The organism is Paenibacillus sp. FSL R7-0273, from assembly GCF_000758625.1.
GTDB lineage: Bacteria > Bacillota > Bacilli > Paenibacillales > Paenibacillaceae > Paenibacillus_AQ.
In genome coordinates this window covers 4,071,690-4,089,780 of the sequence record NZ_CP009283.1, presented here as the reverse complement: position 1 = coordinate 4,089,780, position 18,091 = coordinate 4,071,690, and the positions used below count along the sequence as shown (strand labels likewise).

General features: G+C 51.7%; 18 protein-coding genes. 15 read left to right on the top strand and 3 right to left on the bottom strand.

Annotated features, from left to right (window positions below):
- Nucleotides 1-28: 28 nt before the first annotated feature.
- Complete coding sequence (locus R70723_RS17300; RefSeq protein ID WP_039873710.1) at nucleotides 29-1,786, bottom strand: alpha-glycosidase; 1,758 nt, start codon at nucleotides 1,784-1,786, stop codon at nucleotides 29-31.
- A 379-nt stretch (nucleotides 1,787-2,165) separates the two neighbouring features.
- Between R70723_RS17300 and R70723_RS17295 the strand changes: the two genes are divergently transcribed.
- From R70723_RS17295 to R70723_RS17280, 4 genes are all read left to right on the top strand, one after another.
- Entirely contained in the window at nucleotides 2,166-2,984 is an 819-nt protein-coding gene (locus R70723_RS17295; RefSeq protein WP_039873709.1) for a transporter substrate-binding domain-containing protein, read from the top strand.
- A gap of 101 nt (nucleotides 2,985-3,085) precedes the next feature.
- The gene (locus R70723_RS17290) at nucleotides 3,086-3,745 is read left to right on the top strand and encodes an amino acid ABC transporter permease (RefSeq protein ID WP_039873708.1); all 660 of its coding nucleotides are present in this window, start codon (nucleotides 3,086-3,088) and stop codon (nucleotides 3,743-3,745) included.
- Complete coding sequence (locus R70723_RS17285; RefSeq protein WP_039873706.1) at nucleotides 3,732-4,454, top strand: amino acid ABC transporter ATP-binding protein; 723 nt, start codon at nucleotides 3,732-3,734, stop codon at nucleotides 4,452-4,454. The genes R70723_RS17290 and R70723_RS17285 overlap by 14 nt, the downstream gene beginning before the upstream one ends.
- 127 nt (nucleotides 4,455-4,581) lie before the next feature.
- The gene (locus R70723_RS17280; protein WP_039873705.1) at nucleotides 4,582-6,111 is read left to right on the top strand and encodes a Ppx/GppA phosphatase family protein; all 1,530 of its coding nucleotides are present in this window, start codon (nucleotides 4,582-4,584) and stop codon (nucleotides 6,109-6,111) included.
- On the opposite strand, the gene ppk1 is transcribed toward R70723_RS17280, so the two are convergent.
- Nucleotides 6,059-8,176, bottom strand: coding sequence for a polyphosphate kinase 1 (ppk1, locus tag R70723_RS17275; protein WP_047171154.1), 2,118 nt, complete (start codon nucleotides 8,174-8,176; stop codon nucleotides 6,059-6,061). The genes R70723_RS17280 and ppk1 overlap by 53 nt on opposite strands.
- A 384-nt stretch (nucleotides 8,177-8,560) precedes the next feature.
- On the opposite strand from ppk1, the gene R70723_RS34275 reads away from it, so the two are divergent.
- On the top strand, nucleotides 8,561-9,247 hold the full coding sequence (locus R70723_RS34275; RefSeq protein ID WP_052421367.1) for a 3D domain-containing protein: 687 nt from the start codon (nucleotides 8,561-8,563) through the stop codon (nucleotides 9,245-9,247).
- 78 nt (nucleotides 9,248-9,325) lie between these two features.
- Here the strand turns inward: R70723_RS34275 and R70723_RS17265 are convergent, their stop codons facing one another.
- A complete protein-coding gene (locus R70723_RS17265) occupies nucleotides 9,326-10,207 on the bottom strand; it encodes a polysaccharide deacetylase family protein (protein ID WP_039873702.1) in 882 nt (293 codons plus the stop codon).
- Between the two features lie 209 nt (nucleotides 10,208-10,416).
- Between R70723_RS17265 and R70723_RS17260 the strand changes: the two genes are divergently transcribed.
- The 10 genes from R70723_RS17260 to R70723_RS17215 all read left to right on the top strand — a co-directional run bounded on the left by R70723_RS17260 (nucleotide 10,417) and on the right by R70723_RS17215 (nucleotide 18,075).
- Nucleotides 10,417-11,457 carry an NADH:flavin oxidoreductase/NADH oxidase gene (locus R70723_RS17260; protein WP_039873701.1) on the top strand — a complete coding sequence of 347 codons (1,041 nt, stop codon included), beginning with the start codon at nucleotides 10,417-10,419 and terminating at the stop codon, nucleotides 11,455-11,457.
- 86 nt (nucleotides 11,458-11,543) lie between these two features.
- Nucleotides 11,544-12,248: a dihydroorotate dehydrogenase electron transfer subunit gene (locus tag R70723_RS17255; RefSeq protein WP_039873699.1), complete on the top strand. Its 705-nt coding sequence runs from the start codon at nucleotides 11,544-11,546 to the stop codon at nucleotides 12,246-12,248.
- Nucleotides 12,241-13,185: a dihydroorotate dehydrogenase gene (locus tag R70723_RS17250; protein WP_039873697.1), complete on the top strand. Its 945-nt coding sequence runs from the start codon at nucleotides 12,241-12,243 to the stop codon at nucleotides 13,183-13,185. The genes R70723_RS17255 and R70723_RS17250 overlap by 8 nt, the downstream gene beginning before the upstream one ends.
- A gap of 64 nt (nucleotides 13,186-13,249) precedes the next feature.
- Nucleotides 13,250-13,588 (top strand): prenylated flavin chaperone LpdD, encoded by a 339-nt coding sequence (locus R70723_RS17245; protein ID WP_039873696.1) that lies wholly within the window; start codon nucleotides 13,250-13,252, stop codon nucleotides 13,586-13,588.
- Nucleotides 13,589-13,659: 71 nt separating this feature from the next.
- Complete coding sequence (locus R70723_RS17240) at nucleotides 13,660-14,328, top strand: PspA/IM30 family protein (protein ID WP_039873692.1); 669 nt, start codon at nucleotides 13,660-13,662, stop codon at nucleotides 14,326-14,328.
- A 123-nt stretch (nucleotides 14,329-14,451) separates the two neighbouring features.
- A complete protein-coding gene (locus R70723_RS17235; RefSeq protein ID WP_039873691.1) occupies nucleotides 14,452-14,862 on the top strand; it encodes a DUF350 domain-containing protein in 411 nt (136 codons plus the stop codon).
- Nucleotides 14,863-14,918: 56 nt separating this feature from the next.
- On the top strand, nucleotides 14,919-15,425 hold the full coding sequence (locus tag R70723_RS17230; RefSeq protein ID WP_039873689.1) for a DUF4178 domain-containing protein: 507 nt from the start codon (nucleotides 14,919-14,921) through the stop codon (nucleotides 15,423-15,425).
- A 182-nt stretch (nucleotides 15,426-15,607) separates the two neighbouring features.
- A complete protein-coding gene (locus R70723_RS17225) occupies nucleotides 15,608-16,894 on the top strand; it encodes a molybdopterin molybdotransferase MoeA (RefSeq protein ID WP_039873687.1) in 1,287 nt (428 codons plus the stop codon).
- A gap of 146 nt (nucleotides 16,895-17,040) precedes the next feature.
- Complete coding sequence (gene mobB / locus R70723_RS17220; RefSeq protein WP_039878938.1) at nucleotides 17,041-17,571, top strand: molybdopterin-guanine dinucleotide biosynthesis protein B; 531 nt, start codon at nucleotides 17,041-17,043, stop codon at nucleotides 17,569-17,571.
- A 153-nt stretch (nucleotides 17,572-17,724) separates the two neighbouring features.
- Nucleotides 17,725-18,075 (top strand): cupin domain-containing protein, encoded by a 351-nt coding sequence (locus R70723_RS17215; protein ID WP_039873684.1) that lies wholly within the window; start codon nucleotides 17,725-17,727, stop codon nucleotides 18,073-18,075.
- The last annotated feature ends 16 nt before the right edge of the window (nucleotides 18,076-18,091 follow it).

Here is an 18,091-nt window from a genome sequence, read left to right as displayed (position 1 = left end):
CAAGTTATCCGTAATTATATTTCTGCTTTTAGACCAGATACTGCTCCAAATTCCTGCATAGAATCCGGTAGCCATATGGGTCAAGTGAAATGTGCATCATCCCGTCTTCGGGTGCGACATGTTCACCGGTCAGCGCATCCTGCCAGTCGTCGGTTTCCATCGGATGGCTGAGTGTGCGCGGCACAGACGAATTGTTCATCCAGACTGTAAAATGGATAAGCTCATCCGCCCGCTCATACACAATGCAGGGATCGTTCTCACAGGCCAGGAGGATGCGGAAACGGCCTTCCCGCAGCGCTTTGTGCTGCTTACGCAGTGCGATCATCATCCGGTAAAAATCATACAGCTCCCTGTCCTGCTTCGCCTTGTCCCATTCCATACATTTGCGGCAGTCGGGATCATCATGGCCGGTTAAGCCAATCTCGTCCCCGTAATAAATGCAGGGAGTGCCCATAAAGGTGAAAAGAAACACCACCGCCAGCTTCAGCCGCCTTTTATCTTCACCGACCACCGTCAAAAGCCGGGGAGTGTCGTGGCTGCCGAGCAGATTGAACACGACCTCGTTCGTCTGCTGCGGATAACGCATCAGCAGGCCGCCGATCCGGTGTCCGAAGGTGATGCCGTCCATACCGCCGTTGAAAAACTCCAGCACCGTACCGGAGAACGGATAGTTCATGACAGAATCGAACTGGTCACCGAGCAGCCAGGTCAGGGAGTCGCTCCATACCTCGCCTACGATATAGGCCTCGGGATTGGCCGCTTTAACAACCTTGCGGAAATCACGCCAGAAATGATGATCCACCTCATTAGCCACGTCCAGCCGCCAGCCGTCCACCTTGATTTCCTTGATCCAGTATTCCGCTACCTCCAGCAGGTAGTTTTTGACCTCACGGTTAGCTGTGTTGAACTTGGGCATATTGCCAAAAAAGCCGAAAGTGTCATAGGTAGGGATACCGTCGACAACCTCAGCGGGGAAGGAGTTCATATGAAACCAGTCTTTGTACACGGAATATTCACCCTTTTCCAGCACGTCCTGAAACGGTGGAAACTGGTCACTGCAATGGTTGAACACAGCATCGAGCATTACGCGGATACCGCGGCTGTGGCACTCTTCGATGACCCGCTTCAGCAGCTCATTGTCGCCGAAATGCGGATCAACCTTTTTATAATCAACGATGTCATATTTATGGTTGGAGGGGGAGACGAACAGCGGTGTGAAATATACAGCATTGATGCCGAGCTCATGCAGATCATCCAGATGGTCCAGCACACCCTGCAGATCCCCGCCAAAAAAATTATGAAACGCCGGCTTGCCTCCCCAGGCCTCAGTTCCTTCCGGATCGTTGGAGGGGTCACCATTTGCGAAGCGCTCGGTCATAATCTGATAAAACACGGCATCTTTGGCCCATTTGGGCACCTGAAACAGATCGATCTGATGGATATAAGGAAACTCGTAAAAATGGCTTGGCGGCTGCGGACATTCCGTACGGATGCTGTTGTCCAGCAGGTACACATGATCCGGCCCTTTGCTGACCCGGAACGTATAGCTGAGCCGCTTGTATTTAGGGCGGACGGCGCATTCCCAGTAATCAAATTTGTCGTCAGAGGCTGCTTTGTCCAGCTTGATTTCGTAAAAAGTATGCTCCCAGTTATATTTATCACCGGTGAGGGCTGTAACACAGTCCACATCGTCCCGTTTGGTGCGTACACGCAGATGTATAGTTTTTGTATCGTAGGCATAGGCCCACTTGTCACGGGGCACATGGTACATAGCTTCCAGCAGCATGATCGCACCTCCTTAAAGATTGTGTTTAATAAACGGCTTGAACTGCGTCACATTTTACCGAAAGCATACGCTTGGTTTGTGAGTTAAGGCTGCATCACAATAGCAAACTTAGTCCGGTGTTAGGTAAATATTACCACACGGCCTAAGGCCTTGAACCAGTCCGGTTAATTTGCCGGCGGCCGGGGATAGTAGTAGTATACCCCTCTTTTTCCGGAATGTGCAAAATGCCGTGGCACTGTCACAATACTGATAGCGTTTTCCTGTCAATTATGCTGTTGATGATAAAAAATGTCTTTGCATATTCATGCGCAGTGATTTATAATAAATCGGTCACTGAACAACATAGATAACATAATGAGAGAATAGGGGAGATATAAAGATGAAAAAATGGGGTAAACTTTCACTGGGTATGCTGCTTGCGGCTTCACTTCTGGCAGGCTGCGGCAACAATAATGATAATGCGGCTACAACTGACAACGCTGCAGGCAATACCGGAGCTGCCGCTACAAAGACTCTGACACTGGGTACCAGTGCAGACTTCCCTCCATATGAATTCCACAAAGTCATCGACGGTAAAGATACCATCGTAGGCTTTGATATTGATATTGCCAAGGATATTGCAGCTGACATGGGCGCTGAACTCGTGATCAAGGATCTGCCGTTCGATTCCCTGCTTAACGAGCTGTCCAGCGGCAGAATCGATCTGGTTATTTCCGGCCTGAGCCCAACTGAAGAACGCAAAAAAGCTGTGGATCTTTCCGACATCTACTACAAAGCAGAGCAGGCGGTAGTTGTGCGTGAAGCCGATAAGGATAAGTTCGCAACTATGGATTCCCTGAAGGGAGCCAAGATCGGCGTGCAGACCGGTTCTATTCAGGAAGACATTGCCAAAGGCATCGAAGGTGCACAGCTGACCTCCCTCGGCAAAATTTCTGAAATCGTTATGCAGCTGAACTCCAACCGCGTTGATGCTTCTATTATTGAAGGACCGGTAGCCAAGTCTTTTGTCAAAAATGTTGAAGGACTGGTTATTACCGATGCCAAGCCTGAGGTTGAAGATGACGGTTATGTAATCGGCGTGAAGAAGGGCAACACAGAGCTGCTTGAACAAGTGAATACTACCTTGACCCGCCTCAACTCCGAAGGCAAGATTGAAGAGTACGTAGCGGCAGCAAGTGAGCTTGCTGAGAGCGAATAAGTTTTTAATTTAAGAATTCAAGCTCTTTAAGTAGAAAATAGCGGTCATACGCTGTTTTCTATTTTTTTGAACAGGATAAGAAGAGGAGGTTTTGCCGTCAAATGAATATTTTTGATATGGCCTATGAATACCGCAATTTTTTCTTTGCAGGTCTGAAGTATACCTTGCTGCTGGCTGTGCTCGGCGTGTTCTTCGGCTTTGTGCTGGGGATTATCGTTGCACTGCTGCGCATGTCCAAGTGGAAAGTCCTGCGCTTCATCTCAACCGCCTGGGTTGAATTTTTACGCGGAACACCAATGCTGGTACAGCTGTTCCTGATCCACTACGGCTTAACAGAGCTGGGGCTGGAATTTACACCGATTCAGTCGGGGGCAATAACCCTGACCATTAACAGCTCTGCTTATCTGGCGGAGATTTTCCGCGCCGGTATTCAGGGGGTTGACCGCGGCCAGGTTGAGGCAGCCCGCTCGCTCGGGATGAAGCAGGGGATGACGATGCGCTATATCGTATTCCCGCAGGCACTGAAGAATGTACTGCCGGCAATCGGGAATGAGTTCATTACCATTATTAAGGAATCCTCAATTGTCTCCATGATCGGGGTAGCGGATTTGTTTTTCCAGGCCAAGACGATTACAACGATTACGTACGAGGGTCTGACCCCTTATGTCATCATTGCGTTAATGTATTTTGTACTGACATTTACCTTGTCCAAGCTGCTGGGTATACTTGAACGGAGGCTGAATACAAATGATCACCGTTAAGAAGCTGCAGAAGCATTTTGGCAAGCTGGAAATTCTCAAGGGTATTGACCTGGAGATCAAAAAGGGTGAGGTTGTCGTTATTATCGGTCCCAGCGGCTCGGGAAAAAGCACCTTCCTGCGCTGTCTGAACCTGCTGGAGGACCCGACTGGCGGCGAAATTTCCTTTGAAGGCCAATCCATCACGGACAAGAAGCACGACATCAATAAGACCCGTGAAAAAATGGGCATGGTGTTCCAGCAGTTCAACCTGTTCCCGCATATGTCCGTCCTGCAGAACATTACGCTTGCGCCGCTAAAGGTGAAGAAGCAGCAAACTACGGAAGCGGAGAAGATTGCTGTTGATCTGCTACGCACCGTCGGCCTTGAGGACAAACGTGATGCCTATCCGGCACAGCTGTCCGGCGGACAGAAGCAGCGTATTGCAATTGCCCGCGCACTGGCGATGCAGCCGCATGTAATGCTGTTTGATGAGCCTACCTCGGCACTGGACCCGGAAATGGTCGGTGAGGTTCTGGAGGTAATGAAGAAGCTGGCTGAGCAGGGCATGACCATGGTTATTGTTACCCATGAGATGGGCTTTGCCCGTGAGGTGGGCGACCGCATCCTGTTTATGGACGGCGGTTACATCGTCGAGCAGGGCACTCCGGCAGAGGTATTCGGCAATCCGCAGCATGTCCGGACACAGGATTTCTTGAGTAAAGTGCTGTAATAAAGCAATAACGGCCCCTGGAGGATGATCCGGGAGCCGTTTTTTTTGACTTATAATTTTGGCGGTCAGGCTAATGGGTGATATAGTATAACAAATGGCCAATCAACTTGAAAAGGAGTACATACAGATGAGAGATGAACTATGCCGGATTGGCATCATTGATATTGGTTCCAACTCTATCCGACTCGTGATCTATGATACAACCCCGGAAGGAGGCTACAAAATAATCAAGGAGTGCAAGTACTCTGCCCGTCTGAGTGAAAAGATTACTAAGGAAGGCAGACTGGAGCGCAAGGATATGGATACTATTATCCCGGTTCTGCGCCAGTTCAGGGAAATCTGCAGCGCCTTCGGTGTAGAGAAAATCCGCGCCGGAGCGACAGCCGCAATCCGCAATGCTGCTAACTCCTCTGAGATTATAGAGTATCTGTCGTCAAACTCCTCGATTACCATTGAGATTATCAGCGGCCATCAGGAGGCCTATTTCGGATTTCTGGGGGTTATCAACGCCTCAGACGTGCAGGACGGCTTCGTTATTGATATCGGCGGAGGAAGCACGGAGATTACCCTGTTCCGCGGACGCCGCTATCAGCACAGCATCTCTTTCCCTTTTGGTGCAGTCAACACGAATCTGCTCTTCAGCCACAACGGAAACTGGAATGCGGAGCAGGTCAAGAAGCTTCAGGCCTATGTAACCGGAAGGCTGGTTGAGCATGACTGGCTGGGCACTGGAGCCGGGCTCCCGCTGTACGGCCTTGGAGGTACGCTCCGGTCCCTCGGCAAGCTGGACCAGAAGAACAGGGACTATTCGCTGCCGAATTCCCACGGCTACACCTTATCTGCTGACACGGTCAACCGGTTTATGGAGATTCTGCCGGCTACGCCTTTTGACAAGCGCAAGGATCTGGACGGGCTATCCAAGAGCCGGGCTGATATTATCGTGTCCGGGCTGATTATTTTCCATACAGTGTATCACTATATCGGGGCAAGCCAGGCCGTCATCAGCGGTGAGGGGCTGCGCGAAGGGATGCTGCATGATCTCCTGCGGCCGGAGCAGCCGGTGCGTGACAGTGCGCTGGAATTCAGTCTGGATACCATTGTCCGCTTTGACATCCACACCTCCAAGCAGCATCTGGATCATATTCATAAGCTGGCTTTACGCCTGTTCAGCGCTTTTGAGCCGGGAGGGGACAAGGCGGAGCAGGAGATGCTCATCTATGTCTCTGTGATGCTGCATCGTACAGGCTCCAATATTAACTATTACCAGTCCAAGCGGCATACCCGCTACTGGCTGATGAATTCACCGATCCGCGGGCTGACGCACCGCCAGCTGATACTCTGCGCAATGATCGCTTCGTACAGCACAAAAAGCCGGAAGCAGAAATTGTCCCTGGCACATAAGGACATATTGCTGGCTTCCGACGAAGAGCTGATTCATAAGCTTGGAACGCTTGTGCAGCTGAGCATTGCGCTGGACAGCACCGAGATTGGTATCATCCGTGACCTGAACGTCCGCCTGCACGGAGGAACGCTTGATCTGGAGCTGCACGGCACGACGACTGTGCTTATCGGGCAGGAGGACATTGAGAACGCCCTGAAGGCGTTCAGGACTGCTTGGTCTGTGAAGGTAAAGCTCGGTTACCTTTCCAGCGTCTAACATCCATAGCGGCGAACTGGCTCCGGAACGGGGCCTTTTTGTCGTCCGGACGCTCATAGTATCCGTTCGGCTGGAGGAAGCTTGCCTTCATATTGTCCTTAAGTGACATATCCAGCACCTTGACGATCTGTTTCTTGATTACGGTATCCTTCACCGGGCACATCAGCTCGATCCGCCGGGTTAGGTTGCGGGTCATCCAGTCGGCACTGGACAGATAAATCTCAGGATCGCCGCCGTTTTCAAAATAATAAATCCGCGAGTGCTCCAGGAACCGGTCAACAATGCTGCGTACTGTAATCCGCTCACTGAGGCCTTCGATACCCGGACGAAGGCAGCAGACGCCGCGTACGATCAGGTCTATGGAAACTCCGCTCTGCGCCGCACCGTAGAGACTGTCGATGACCTCCTGGTTGGAGAGGGAGTTCATCTTGGCAATAATTCTGGACGGGCGTCCGGCAGCCGCATGCTCGGCTTCACGCATAATCAGCTTCTGCAGCGACAGGCTCATACTGGTCGGAGCAACGATAAAGGAGTTCCACTTATAGTTGGCCGAATAGCCGGTCATCTGATTGAACAGCTCAGAAGCATCAAGGCCGATTTCGTCATTAGCCGTGAAGAGGCTGAGGTCGGTATAAGCCTTGGCGGTGCTGTCATTATAATTTCCTGTACCGACATGGACGTAGCGGCGCAGCTCATTGCCTTCCTGACGGACGATAAGCGTGACTTTGGCATGTGTTTTGAGGCCGACAAGGCCGTATACAACATGACAGCCGGACTGCTCCAGCTTGCGTGCCCAGGCGATGTTGCGTTCCTCGTCGAACCGGGCCTTCAGCTCAACTACAACGGTAACCTGCTTGCCGGATTCGGCAGCATGGGCCAGCGCAGCAATCAGCGGAGAGTTGCCGCTCACACGGTACAGCGTCATTTTGATAGCCATTACAGATTCATCCTCGGAAGCCTGGGTAATGAAGTCAACCATCGCATCAAACGATTCGTATGGATGGTAGACAAGCACATCACGCTCACGCAAAACCTCGAAGAAATCCTCATTCTCATCAAACTCTGCCGGATACTGCGGCTCAATCGGGGAATCGAACAAATAATTGAACCCCTTCAGACTATTTGCGAAGCCGCGCAGGAACCCCAGATCAAGCGGACCGTCTATTTCGAACATGAAATCCTCCAGTTCGAATTCAGCCTGCAGCTGCTCAAGGGCATAAGGATGGATGCCTTTTTGAACCTCAAGCCGGGCCGGTACGCCGCGGCGGCGTTTGCGCAGCTCCTTTTCAATCTCCTCCAGCAGATCCTCCGCGCCTTCCTCATCAATCGTCAGATCGGAATTACGGGTCAGCCGGAACTCATTAACCGCTACCGGCTCATAGCCGCTGAACAGGGTCTGGATATGGTGGCGGATTACATCTTCAATGAATACGAACTGCCGCTTTTTGCTGTTGGACCGGTGGGGAAGAGGAATACATCTAGGCAGATTAGACGGAATTTGCAGAATAGCAAAGTAAGGCTCTTCCTCCTGGGTATTCTTACGGGTAAGCACGACTGCCAGATAGATGAACTGGCTGTGCACAAGCGGAAACGGCCGGCTCTGGTCAACCGCCATCGGCGTCAGGACAGGGAAAATGATATCCCGGTAATATTGCTCAATAGACTGCTCCTGGGCATGGGTGAGGTCTTCATAATTGACAAAAACGATCCCTTCCTTGTGTAAATTGCGGGACAGATCCCGGAAGGTACGGTATTGGTCGGCGATGATTTTGGTCACCCGTTTGATCAGACGCTTATATAAGCCGGAGGGCGTGTAGCCGGTGAAATCTTTTTTAGTATAGCCTGCCCGGATCTGATCCTGAATGCCTGCTACACGCACACTGATGAACTCATCCAGGTTGCTGGATACGATTGCCAGGAATTTGGCCCGCTCCATCAGCGGATTTTCCGGATCCTGCGCTTCCTGCAGTACCCTGCGGTTAAATTCAATCCAGCTTAGGTCCCTGTTAAGATAAGCAGTTGCAGGACTGTTGTTGTGTATGATCTTTTTCTCATCTGTAGTCACGTTGATTGACCCTCCAAGTATGCTTAAGTATCTATTTAATAACCATATTCTATTATTCTACTACCTGCAAAAGCTTAAAATGTTAACGCTGTGTAAAACTTTTGCCGGAGACCGGGAAAATGCCTGTATTTATTGACGAATCTGCAACAATTAATAACCATTATGTAATGACTATCGCCCTCCAAACCGCGGAAATTATCGCATTTCTAACAGAATGGTAACATTTTCATAGGCATAGGTTACAAAATTGTGATATATTCGTTACTGTCAGTTAACAAAGCACTGCACTTTAGATGCCGGATAAGATGAAGGTACATAAGTCCAGAGTTACTTCGGTGTGAGAACGGGAAATTCCTGCACACCCCATTAATGAAGGAGGCATATATGAAAACCAGATTCAGAGCCGTTACATTATTTGCTGCCGCAATCGGGATCAGCACATTGCTGCATTCAGCACCTGCACAGGCAGACAGCGTACATATTGCAGGAGCAAGTACCACCTATTATACTCTATCGGGCTATTATGACATAAGCATCGAAGACATTATGAATGCCAATCCGGGTATTGAAGCAGGCAATATTTATTCAGGCCTAAGCCTTACCATTCCCGGAGTTACCTCCCCTAAACCGGCAGCTTTACAAAAAGCAACCGTTGCAGCTTCTTCAGCTGTCCCGGCTTCTGTGATCTCTGCCAGCCTGAATGTCGAAGCGGCCTCCAAAACAGTGGAGGCGTGGGGCAAGGAATTCAGCTATGACAAGGTGATTCAGGTTAAAGCCTCCGCTTATTCCTCTGCAGCCAGCGAAAATGGGGAATGGGGAGCTGTTGACTACTTCGGAAATCCGCTGAAGCTGGGTACCATTGCTGTTGATCCGAGCGTAATCCCGCTTGGAACCAAGGTGCTGGTGACCGGACACTCCCACCCGGGGCTGCCGAAGATAGCCTTCCTGGCTACGGCTACTGATAAAGGCAGTGCCATTAAGGGTAACCGGATCGATATTTTTATTCCGGGCAGCCAGAGCTCGGTTGCAGAGTTTGGATACCAGTACGTAAATTTGTTCATAATTGAATAGATGGCTGATGTGCTGTTGCCAGCATTCTTTACCGCAAAACGGATACCGTCCTGCACAGGAGGTATCCGTTTTGCGGCTTTATTTGTTTTTGGGGACCTGCAGCATATAAGGTACGGTCACGAAGGTGTAACCCCGTTTACGCATGATTGAAATGACTTCGGGCAGCGCCTGAATGGTGCCCTGCAGATTGCTGCCTTTGCCTCCGCCGCCGTGCTGCAGGATGATCGCCCCTTTGCCGGCATGAGCTACAATATTGTTTCTTACCTGTGTTTTGGACAATCCCCGCCAGTCCAGAGAATCCACATTCCAGTTCACCAGCTTGTAGCCGTGCGCTTTGGCCCACTTCAGCTGCGGCTCGCTTATATCACCGTAGGGAGGCCTGATCAGCCGCGGCTTGTAGCCCGCCTGCGCTGAAATAATATTTTCTGTCCGGATAATCTGGGTGCGGAATTCATTTATGCCCAGCTTGCCGAATTCGGGGTGGTTATAGGAATGGTTTCCAATGACATGCCCTTCACGGATAATCCGCGCAACGAGCTCCGGATGGCGTTCAGCCCGGCTGCCCACTACAAAAAAGGTCGCTTTAACATGATACTTCCGCAGGACATCCAGCAGCTGGGGCGTAAACCGCGGGTCGGGAACATCATCGAAGGTCAAGGCGATCATCCTGTTCCTGGGCCCCTGGGTCAGAATAGTCTCCGGATATTTCCGGATCAGCTGGCTCAGCGTAAGCCCTTTGTTCCGTTTGCTGCGCCGGGCGGCTGCCTGCAGCCGGGACTCAGCGGGAATTGCCTGTGGTGTGTCCTCCGCAGCTTCCTGAAGCTGATCAGAGCCCGGCGGGGATAGGGCAGCTCCGGAAACAGCAGGAGCAGCATAACCGCGCGGGCTTATGCTGCCGGTAATCAGCAGGAGAAGGCAGAGCAATATATGTAGCTTCCGGTTTTTTAGCAGCTGCTCCACAGCTTCACCTCCTTACGTTTTATTCGCATGGCAGAGCCTCTCTCATTGAAAATAACTGGTTTCTTTGTTATCCCCAGTCAGCACACGATTTATGCCGGAGTCTGTGCTTGAGGCAAAGTTTCAACACCGGCTTTTTTCCGTGTATACTTAAGTTATTCGGGAGTTTAACCCGGCAATCAAATAGACCTGAGTGAAGGAAGGGAACGGAAATGTCAGAATTGTTCAGCCCGTATGAATTAAAGGCGCTTACCCTGAAGAACCGGGTGGTCATGCCGCCGATGTGCCAATATGCAGTAGATAAGGAGGACGGCGTACCCAATGACTGGCATTTCGTGCATTATGTCAGCCGGGCAGTCGGCGGTACCGGCTTTATTATTGTAGAGATGAGCGGAGTGCATCCGGACGGGCGGATTACCAATAAAGACACAGGCATTTGGGATGACGGCCAAATACCGGCCTTCCGTCAAATCACGGATGCAGTTCATGCTCACGGTGCCAAAATCGCCATTCAGCTGGGACATGCCGGACGCAAGGCACAGGATGCGAATCCGCCTGTAGCACCTTCGGCTATCCCGTTTGATGAGCGCTCCAAAACGCCTCAGGCACTAAGCGCCCAGGGTATAGCCGAGATGATCGCCGCTTACCGGGAGGGTGCGAGAAGAGCGGTGGAGGCCGGCTTTGACATGGTTGAGCTGCACGGTGCGCACGGATATCTGATCCACCAGTTCCAATCGCCTCTGACGAATATCAGAGATGATGCATATGGGGCAGACCCGGTTTTGTTTGGTGAACAGGTTGTCCAGGCGGTCAAGGAAGTGCTGCCTCCGGAAATGCCGCTGATCATGCGTATCTCAGCAAGAGAATATGTAGAAGGCGGCTATGATGAAGCCTATGCGCTGGAATTCTGCCGCCGTTATAAGACGGCCGGTGTGGACATGTTCCATGTCTCTTCAGGCGGTGAAGGTCCGGTTGGCTCGGCAGGTGTGCCAAATGCCGGACCGGGGTATCAGGTAGACCTGGCAGAGTATATCCGCAGCGGCCTGCAAATTCCGGTTATTGCTGTCGGCAAGCTGGATGACTACCGGGAAGCGCAAGCCGTTATCGAGGAGAAAAAGGCAGAGCTGGTAGCGGTCGGAAGAGCAATGCTTAGCGATCCTTACTGGGCGCTGCATGCTGAGGAGGCGCTCGGCGGAGTGGATAAAGCTAATGTTCCTGTTCCGTATGAACGCGGGGTCTGGAAAAGAAAATAGATTGTTAATAATGTGAAGTAAGTCACAGATTTTCAGCTCCTTCTAAGGCATGGTTAATAAGATAAAATTTGAAGGAGCTTGATAACGTGGCGACGGTAATCAGTAACGAACGGCTGGCTAATGGAGTATATCACCTTCGGGTTGAAGGGGAGCACGGCGGTAAAATGGGTCAATTCTACATGCTGCGGGCATGGGGAGCCTATCCGCTGCTGTCGAGGCCTCTTAGTATACATCAGGTGAATGATGACGGTGTAGAGTTTCTGTATCATGTAGTTGGTGAAGGAACCGAAATTTTTGCCGGACTGACTCCCGGGGATCCGATTCAGCTTGAGGGCCCCTTCGGTAACGGCTTCCCTGAGGTAGAAGGGAAGGTTGCCCTGATCGGCGGGGGAATCGGGATAGCACCGCTATATTACTGCGCCCGTCAGCTCCCAGACAGTGATGTGTATCTGGGCTTCAGCAGAGAAGCCTTCCGGACAGAAGCCTTCCGGCCCTTGGCAGCTGAACTTACCGTTGACGTCGGCGGACTTATTTTGAACAGCGTGGATTTTGACAGCTACGACCATATCTTCGTCTGCGGGCCTCAGCCGATGCTGAAGGCGGCACAAATGAAAGGGGCTGCAGCCGCAGCCGGCGGCAGAAGCCCTAAAGTGTACCTGTCTCTGGAGAACCGGATGGCCTGCGGAATAGGCGCCTGCCTTGTCTGCAGCGTATCCTGCCGTGACGGACAGCGGAAGGCCTGTACAGACGGTCCTGTATTCCTTGCTGAGGAGGTTGTTTTCCATGATTAGTACTTCGGTTAATACAACAGCAACAATCGCTGGTGTTCATTTTAAGAACCCGGTCGTAATGGCTTCCGGGACCTTCGGCTTCGGCAAGGAGTATGGCAAGCTGTATGATGTCGGCATGCTGGGCGGAATCTCCGGTAAGGGGCTTACCCTGCAGGCTAAAGCCGGTAACCAGGGCATCCGTGTATATGAGACCGCATCCGGTCTGCTGAACAGTGTCGGACTGGAAAATCCGGGTGTTGAGGCCTTCCTGAGCAAGGAGCTGCCATACTGGGAGAAACTGGACACCGCGCGCATCGTGAACCTCGGCGGCAACACACTGGCTGATTATGTGCTGGGGGCAGAACTGATACAGCGGGATGCCAACGAGCGGGCACTGGAGGGCAGAAGGGCTGTAGATATGATTGAGCTTAATATTTCCTGTCCTAACGTTAAGGAAGGCGGGATTGCCTTCGGCGTCAAGACACCCGCTGCCAGGGAGGTTGTCCGTGCCGTGAGGGCCGCTACAAGCCTGCCGCTTGCTGTAAAGCTGTCACCGAACGCTGAGGATATTGCCGAGATGGCCGAGATGTGTGAAGCGGAAGGCGCAGATGCTGTTTCGCTGATCAATACGATATCCGGAATGAAGATTGACGTGCGCCGCCGCCGCAGTGTTTTTAATAACCTATACGCTGGGCTGTCAGGCCCGGCGATTAAGCCGGTAGCCTTGCGGATGGTGCATCAGGTTGCTCACCGGGTAACCATCCCTGTAATCGGAATGGGCGGTATTACTTCAGCTACAGATATTATTGAATTCATTATGGCCGGTGCCACGGTTGTCCAGGTGGGAACCTATAATTTCATGAACATGCGGGCCGGCAGCACGCTGGTGGAGGAGCTGCACCAGTTTATGGTGGAGGAGAGCATTACCTCACTGGATGAAATCCGCGGAATCGTCTAGATCCTGCAGGTTTGTGAGATAACCGGCGGAACAAAGGTTAATATTATAGATAGGGGGAGCACAGTTGTCAGCGGAGACACAGGAGTTTGATGATATTGAGCTGTCAGCCATTCGAGTTGGAGCCGATCTGCTGCTGCTCATTACAGGCGGTGTCCGCCATATAGGTGCTGCAAGCACAGCCTTCATCGACGGCGGTGCAGTGAGCGCAGGGACCACGGCCGTTCCCCATCATAAGGAGCATACGATCAGTGAGGATATCTCCCGCAGAGCTGCGGCTGCGCTGAACTGCACGGTAACGGTTGTGATGGGCATCCACTATGATCATTTGAGTAAAGAGGGCATCATGCAGGTCGTCCGGATGGTTAATAATAAAGTGGATCAATATTTAGCGCAACAAAAATGAAACGATAATGGCACTCCCTGCGTAAAAGAATACCAAGTGAGCATTTAACTTTTATTTTGGAGGAATGAACCATGTCTATATTTAAACGTTTGCGTGATTTGACCATGTCCAATGTGAATGCGATTATTGACAAAGCCGAAGATCCGATCAAGATGACCGACCAATATATCCGTGACATGACGGAGGATCTTGAGGACGCGGAGAAGGCAGTAGCCGCACAAATCGCAATTGAGAAGAAATTCAAGCAGCTGTACGAAGAACAGGAAGCTCTTGTTGCCAAGCGTAATCAGCAGGCGCATACTGCAGCCCAGGCCGGCAACGTGGATCTGGCCCGCAGAGCGCTGGAGGAGAAGAAATCGGCTGAAGCGAAGCTGGTGGAATACAAGGCAAGCTTTGATCAGAACAAGGCATCTGCGGACAACCTGCGTGCCAAGCTGGATGAAATGCGCAAGCAGCTTACCCAGATGAAGAACAAACGCGAGACGCTGGTTGCCCGTTATAATGCAGCCAAGGCGCAGACTGAGATTAACAAGGCGATGAGCGGATTCAGCTCTGATTCGGCATCAGCCGGTCTGAAGCGGATGGAAGAGAAGATGCTCGCTGCTGAAGCGCAGGCTGAAGCCAGCAACGAAATGAACTCGGGTACCAAGTCACTGGATGATGAGTTTGAGAAGCTGGGCAAGGATCAGGCTGTAGAAGATGAGCTTGCGGCACTGATGAAGCAGTACGACAAGCAGTAACATAGGTTAAGCCGGTCCTGAGCCGGTTACAGCAGGCGGAGGAGAGACGAATGCAGTATCTCCTTCGCCTTATCTATGCTTGCTGTACCGGTCAGGTAAAATGAACAAGCGGGGGCTAATGAAATGGATTTCCATACTCTGGTGTCCATGGTTGTGTGGACGGTGAGCGGCGCAGTGCTGCTTTTTGTGCTGATGTACGTGGATTCGCTGTTTACCCGTTATAACGATCTGGAAGAAATGAAGGCAGGCAATATGGCAGTCACGGCCCGTTTTCTGCTGAAGCTGCTGGCGCAGGGCTATATTCTGTCCTGTTCCCTTGCTTCATCCAGCAGTCTGGGAGATGCACTTATCGTATCCATCGTATCCTTCTGGCTGCTCTTTATTGTAGAAAAGGCCGTTGAGCTGCTGCTCGGCAAGTGGGGCAAAATTGATCTAGATCACGGAACACGGCTGGGCAAAATCGGTTACGGCCTGCTGGCCGGTTCCCTTCACATGAACGGTGCTTTAATCATTGCTGCTTTTATCCGGGGATAAGGCAGGGTATTGAAGGGTAATAATCATTAATCAACTTACTGAAGGAATGATGAAACATGAGCATCTGGAAAAGAATCGGCAATCTTTTCTCCAAGCCTCCGGCACCGGAAGCGCCCAAAAGCATGCTGAATCTCGCACCCGGTGATATCTGCGAAGTCTCTCTGGTCACCTACGAGGTAACCGGACGGACGAAAACTACAGGTCGTAATGCAGTCGTGCTGACACTGCGGGACGGAAGCCGGATTGCTTATCTGCATGTCGAGGAGCGGGAGCAGCTGCAATATGCGCTCTATCAGCCGATTGACGGGCGTCTGGACAACCCGGCCGAGGTGCCGGCAACGCTGGAGCTGGACGGATACACCTTTCATCTGGAGGAAGAATACGAAGGCTACGCTGCAGTTACCGGACAGACTCCTTATATGAACGGCGGAACCCAGCATGTCTGGCAGTACCAGTCAGATGATTACCGGCTGCTGCGGGTGGAGTGGCAGAACGGGCGTTTTATGCTCTATGACGGCGAGAAAATCATCCCTGCGGATGTCCGGGTCATCCGGGCGTCCTAGCTGGAACAGCTGAATTGCTCCGCAAAATATAACAGTTTTCTGTAAAAGTTGATTACAATAAAGGATGCCTGTGCGGTTTCGCCGGGTGTCCTTTTTTTGTGCTTGTATGAGAGTAAATTTATCTTTATACCGCCGCATGTTAATATAGTGTGAGCAAATCATCAGTAAAAACGGAGGTAGACATGGACAGACATCGGGATAAAAGTGATCAGAAGTTCCAGCGCAAAGCGCTGCAGGTACAGGAAGCCCAGGCACGGGTTATGCAAAATGCCAAGCTGCTCGGTACAGAGCAAGTGCCGCTAAGCCAGAGCTGCGGACGTGTGCTTGCTGATCCGTTAAGCGCACCGCATCCGTTTCCGGCATTTAACCGTTCGGGCATGGACGGCTATGCGGTTATTGCTGCGGATACTGCGTCCTGCAGTGCGGAGCAGCCGGTATGGCTTGCGGTCGTGGATAACATCCCGTGTGGCGCAGTGCCTTCTGCAGACCTCACAGCCGGTACGGCAGCGCGGATTATGACTGGGGCGCAGGTGCCGGACGGTGCAGATGCGGTGGTGATGGTTGAGATCACCGAAACCAAAGAAATGGACGGGAAAGTGTACGTAGTTCTCCGCAAACCGCAGCAGGCGGGCAGCAATATTACACCGCTCGGGTTTGAATTAAAGGCTGGCGGCCAGGTGCTTCCGGCAGGACGTTGCATTACGGCCGGGGATATTGCGGTGCTTGCTGCATTCGGCGTTCCCCGGGTTACAGTACGGCGCCGCCCGAAGGTGGCGATTTTTGCGACCGGATCAGAACTGCTGGAGGTGGATGAACCGCTTGCGCCCGGTAAAATCCGCAACAGTAATTCGCCGATGCTGGAAGCGCTGGTCAGGGAGGCCGGTGGAGAGGCGGTAATGCTGGGTGCAATTGCCGATGATCTGGAGCTGGCCCGCAGCAGGGTGCAGATGGCACTGGAGACCCATGATTTAGTGATTACAACCGGGGGGGTATCCGTTGGCGACTATGATATTATGGGTGATCTGGTTCGTGAAAAAAGCGGTGAAATGCTGTTCAACAAGGTGACCATGCGCCCCGGAAGTGTTACGACTGCAGCTGTACGCGGAGGAAAGCTGCTGCTAGCACTGTCAGGGAATCCGGGAGCAAGCTTTGTGGGGTTCCATCTGTTTGCCCGGCCGGTTATCTCGCTGATGCTGGGAATGACCCAGCCCTTGCTGCCGGAATGGACCGCCGTTATGGGCGCGGATTACAGCAGAGTAAATAATTACACCCGGTTTGTACGGGCTAAGCTGGCAGTCCAAGACGGAGTTGTTCAGGCCTATCCGGCAAATATCGATGAGTCCTCCGTTATGGTTACCATTAAGGACAGCGACTGCCTGATCGTTGTTCCGCCTGAAGTACGCGGACTTAAGACCGGGGATAAAGTAAAGGTATTGAAGCTTCCGGGTGAGCTTCGCGGGCAGGAATGAAAGGGGAGGTACGGTTGCGGCGCGGGAAAAATAACAATAAAAGCGGAGGACAGCACCAGCAGCAGACTCATGGGCGGCGCGCTCGGGGCGTACAAGTGAGGAGAACCTCCTCCTTGCAGGCAGCGGGGAACAGAGACACAGGGAGCTTGAATAAACCGGTTGTCTGCCAAATTGTCGGCTACAAAAACAGCGGGAAAACCGCCTTGGTCTGTGCGCTTATCCCCTTTTTACAGCAGGAGGGAAAGCGCGTAGCTGTCATTAAGCATGACGGCCATGATTACGACATGGATCATCCCGGTACAGATACGTGGAAGCATAGGCAAGCGGGCGCGATGGCGGTTGCCATTACGAGTGCGGCACGAACTTCTGTTATTGAAGAGCGGGGCAGCAGCCTGCAAGAGCTGATTGCGGGTTTTTCCGGCTATGATTACGTTCTGGTGGAAGGGTTCAAGCAGGAAGCTTACCCGAAAATAGTCCTGATAAGAAGGCAGGAGGACCTTGAATTACTGCAGCAAACCCGTAATATTGCCGCAATAGCGGCATGGGGACAAATGATCCCGAAGGCCGGTGCGGCTGCTCCGCAGCAGCGCTCACGGATTTTTGAGATTAATGATATTGCGGGCATGGCTAACTTTTTATACAATCACCGCTCTAATTTTCAAAATTTCAACATATGAAAAATTCATAATAGAGTGACAATAAAACAAATAGCTGCTGCTCAGCAGCTATTTAACACCTGTATAAAGGAAGGGCGGCGCCGGACCCCAAAAGAGGAGACGGCGCCGCCCGGAAACATTAAGCTTAATTGTTTACACAGGAGGATTGCACGAATGACAATCAGCAAGCATAATGCAGAGCACTATGTATGGGGAGAGGCGTGTGACGGATGGCATTTAGTACAGGATGAAAAGCTTAGTATCATCCACGAGCGGATGCCGGCGGACACAGCGGAAGTTAGGCATTATCATGAGAAGTCACGGCAGTTTTTCTTTATACTGTCCGGTACGGCTACACTGGAAGTGGATGGGGTCGAATATACTTTATATCCCCAGGAGGGAAAAGAGGTCCCGCCGCTAATTGCTCATCAAATGTTAAATAAATCCGATAGTGATGTCGAGTTTCTGGTTACTTCCCAGCCGCCCAGTAAGGGCGACCGTATAATAGTTGAGCAGGCCGATTAAGCTTAGCTAGATAGTG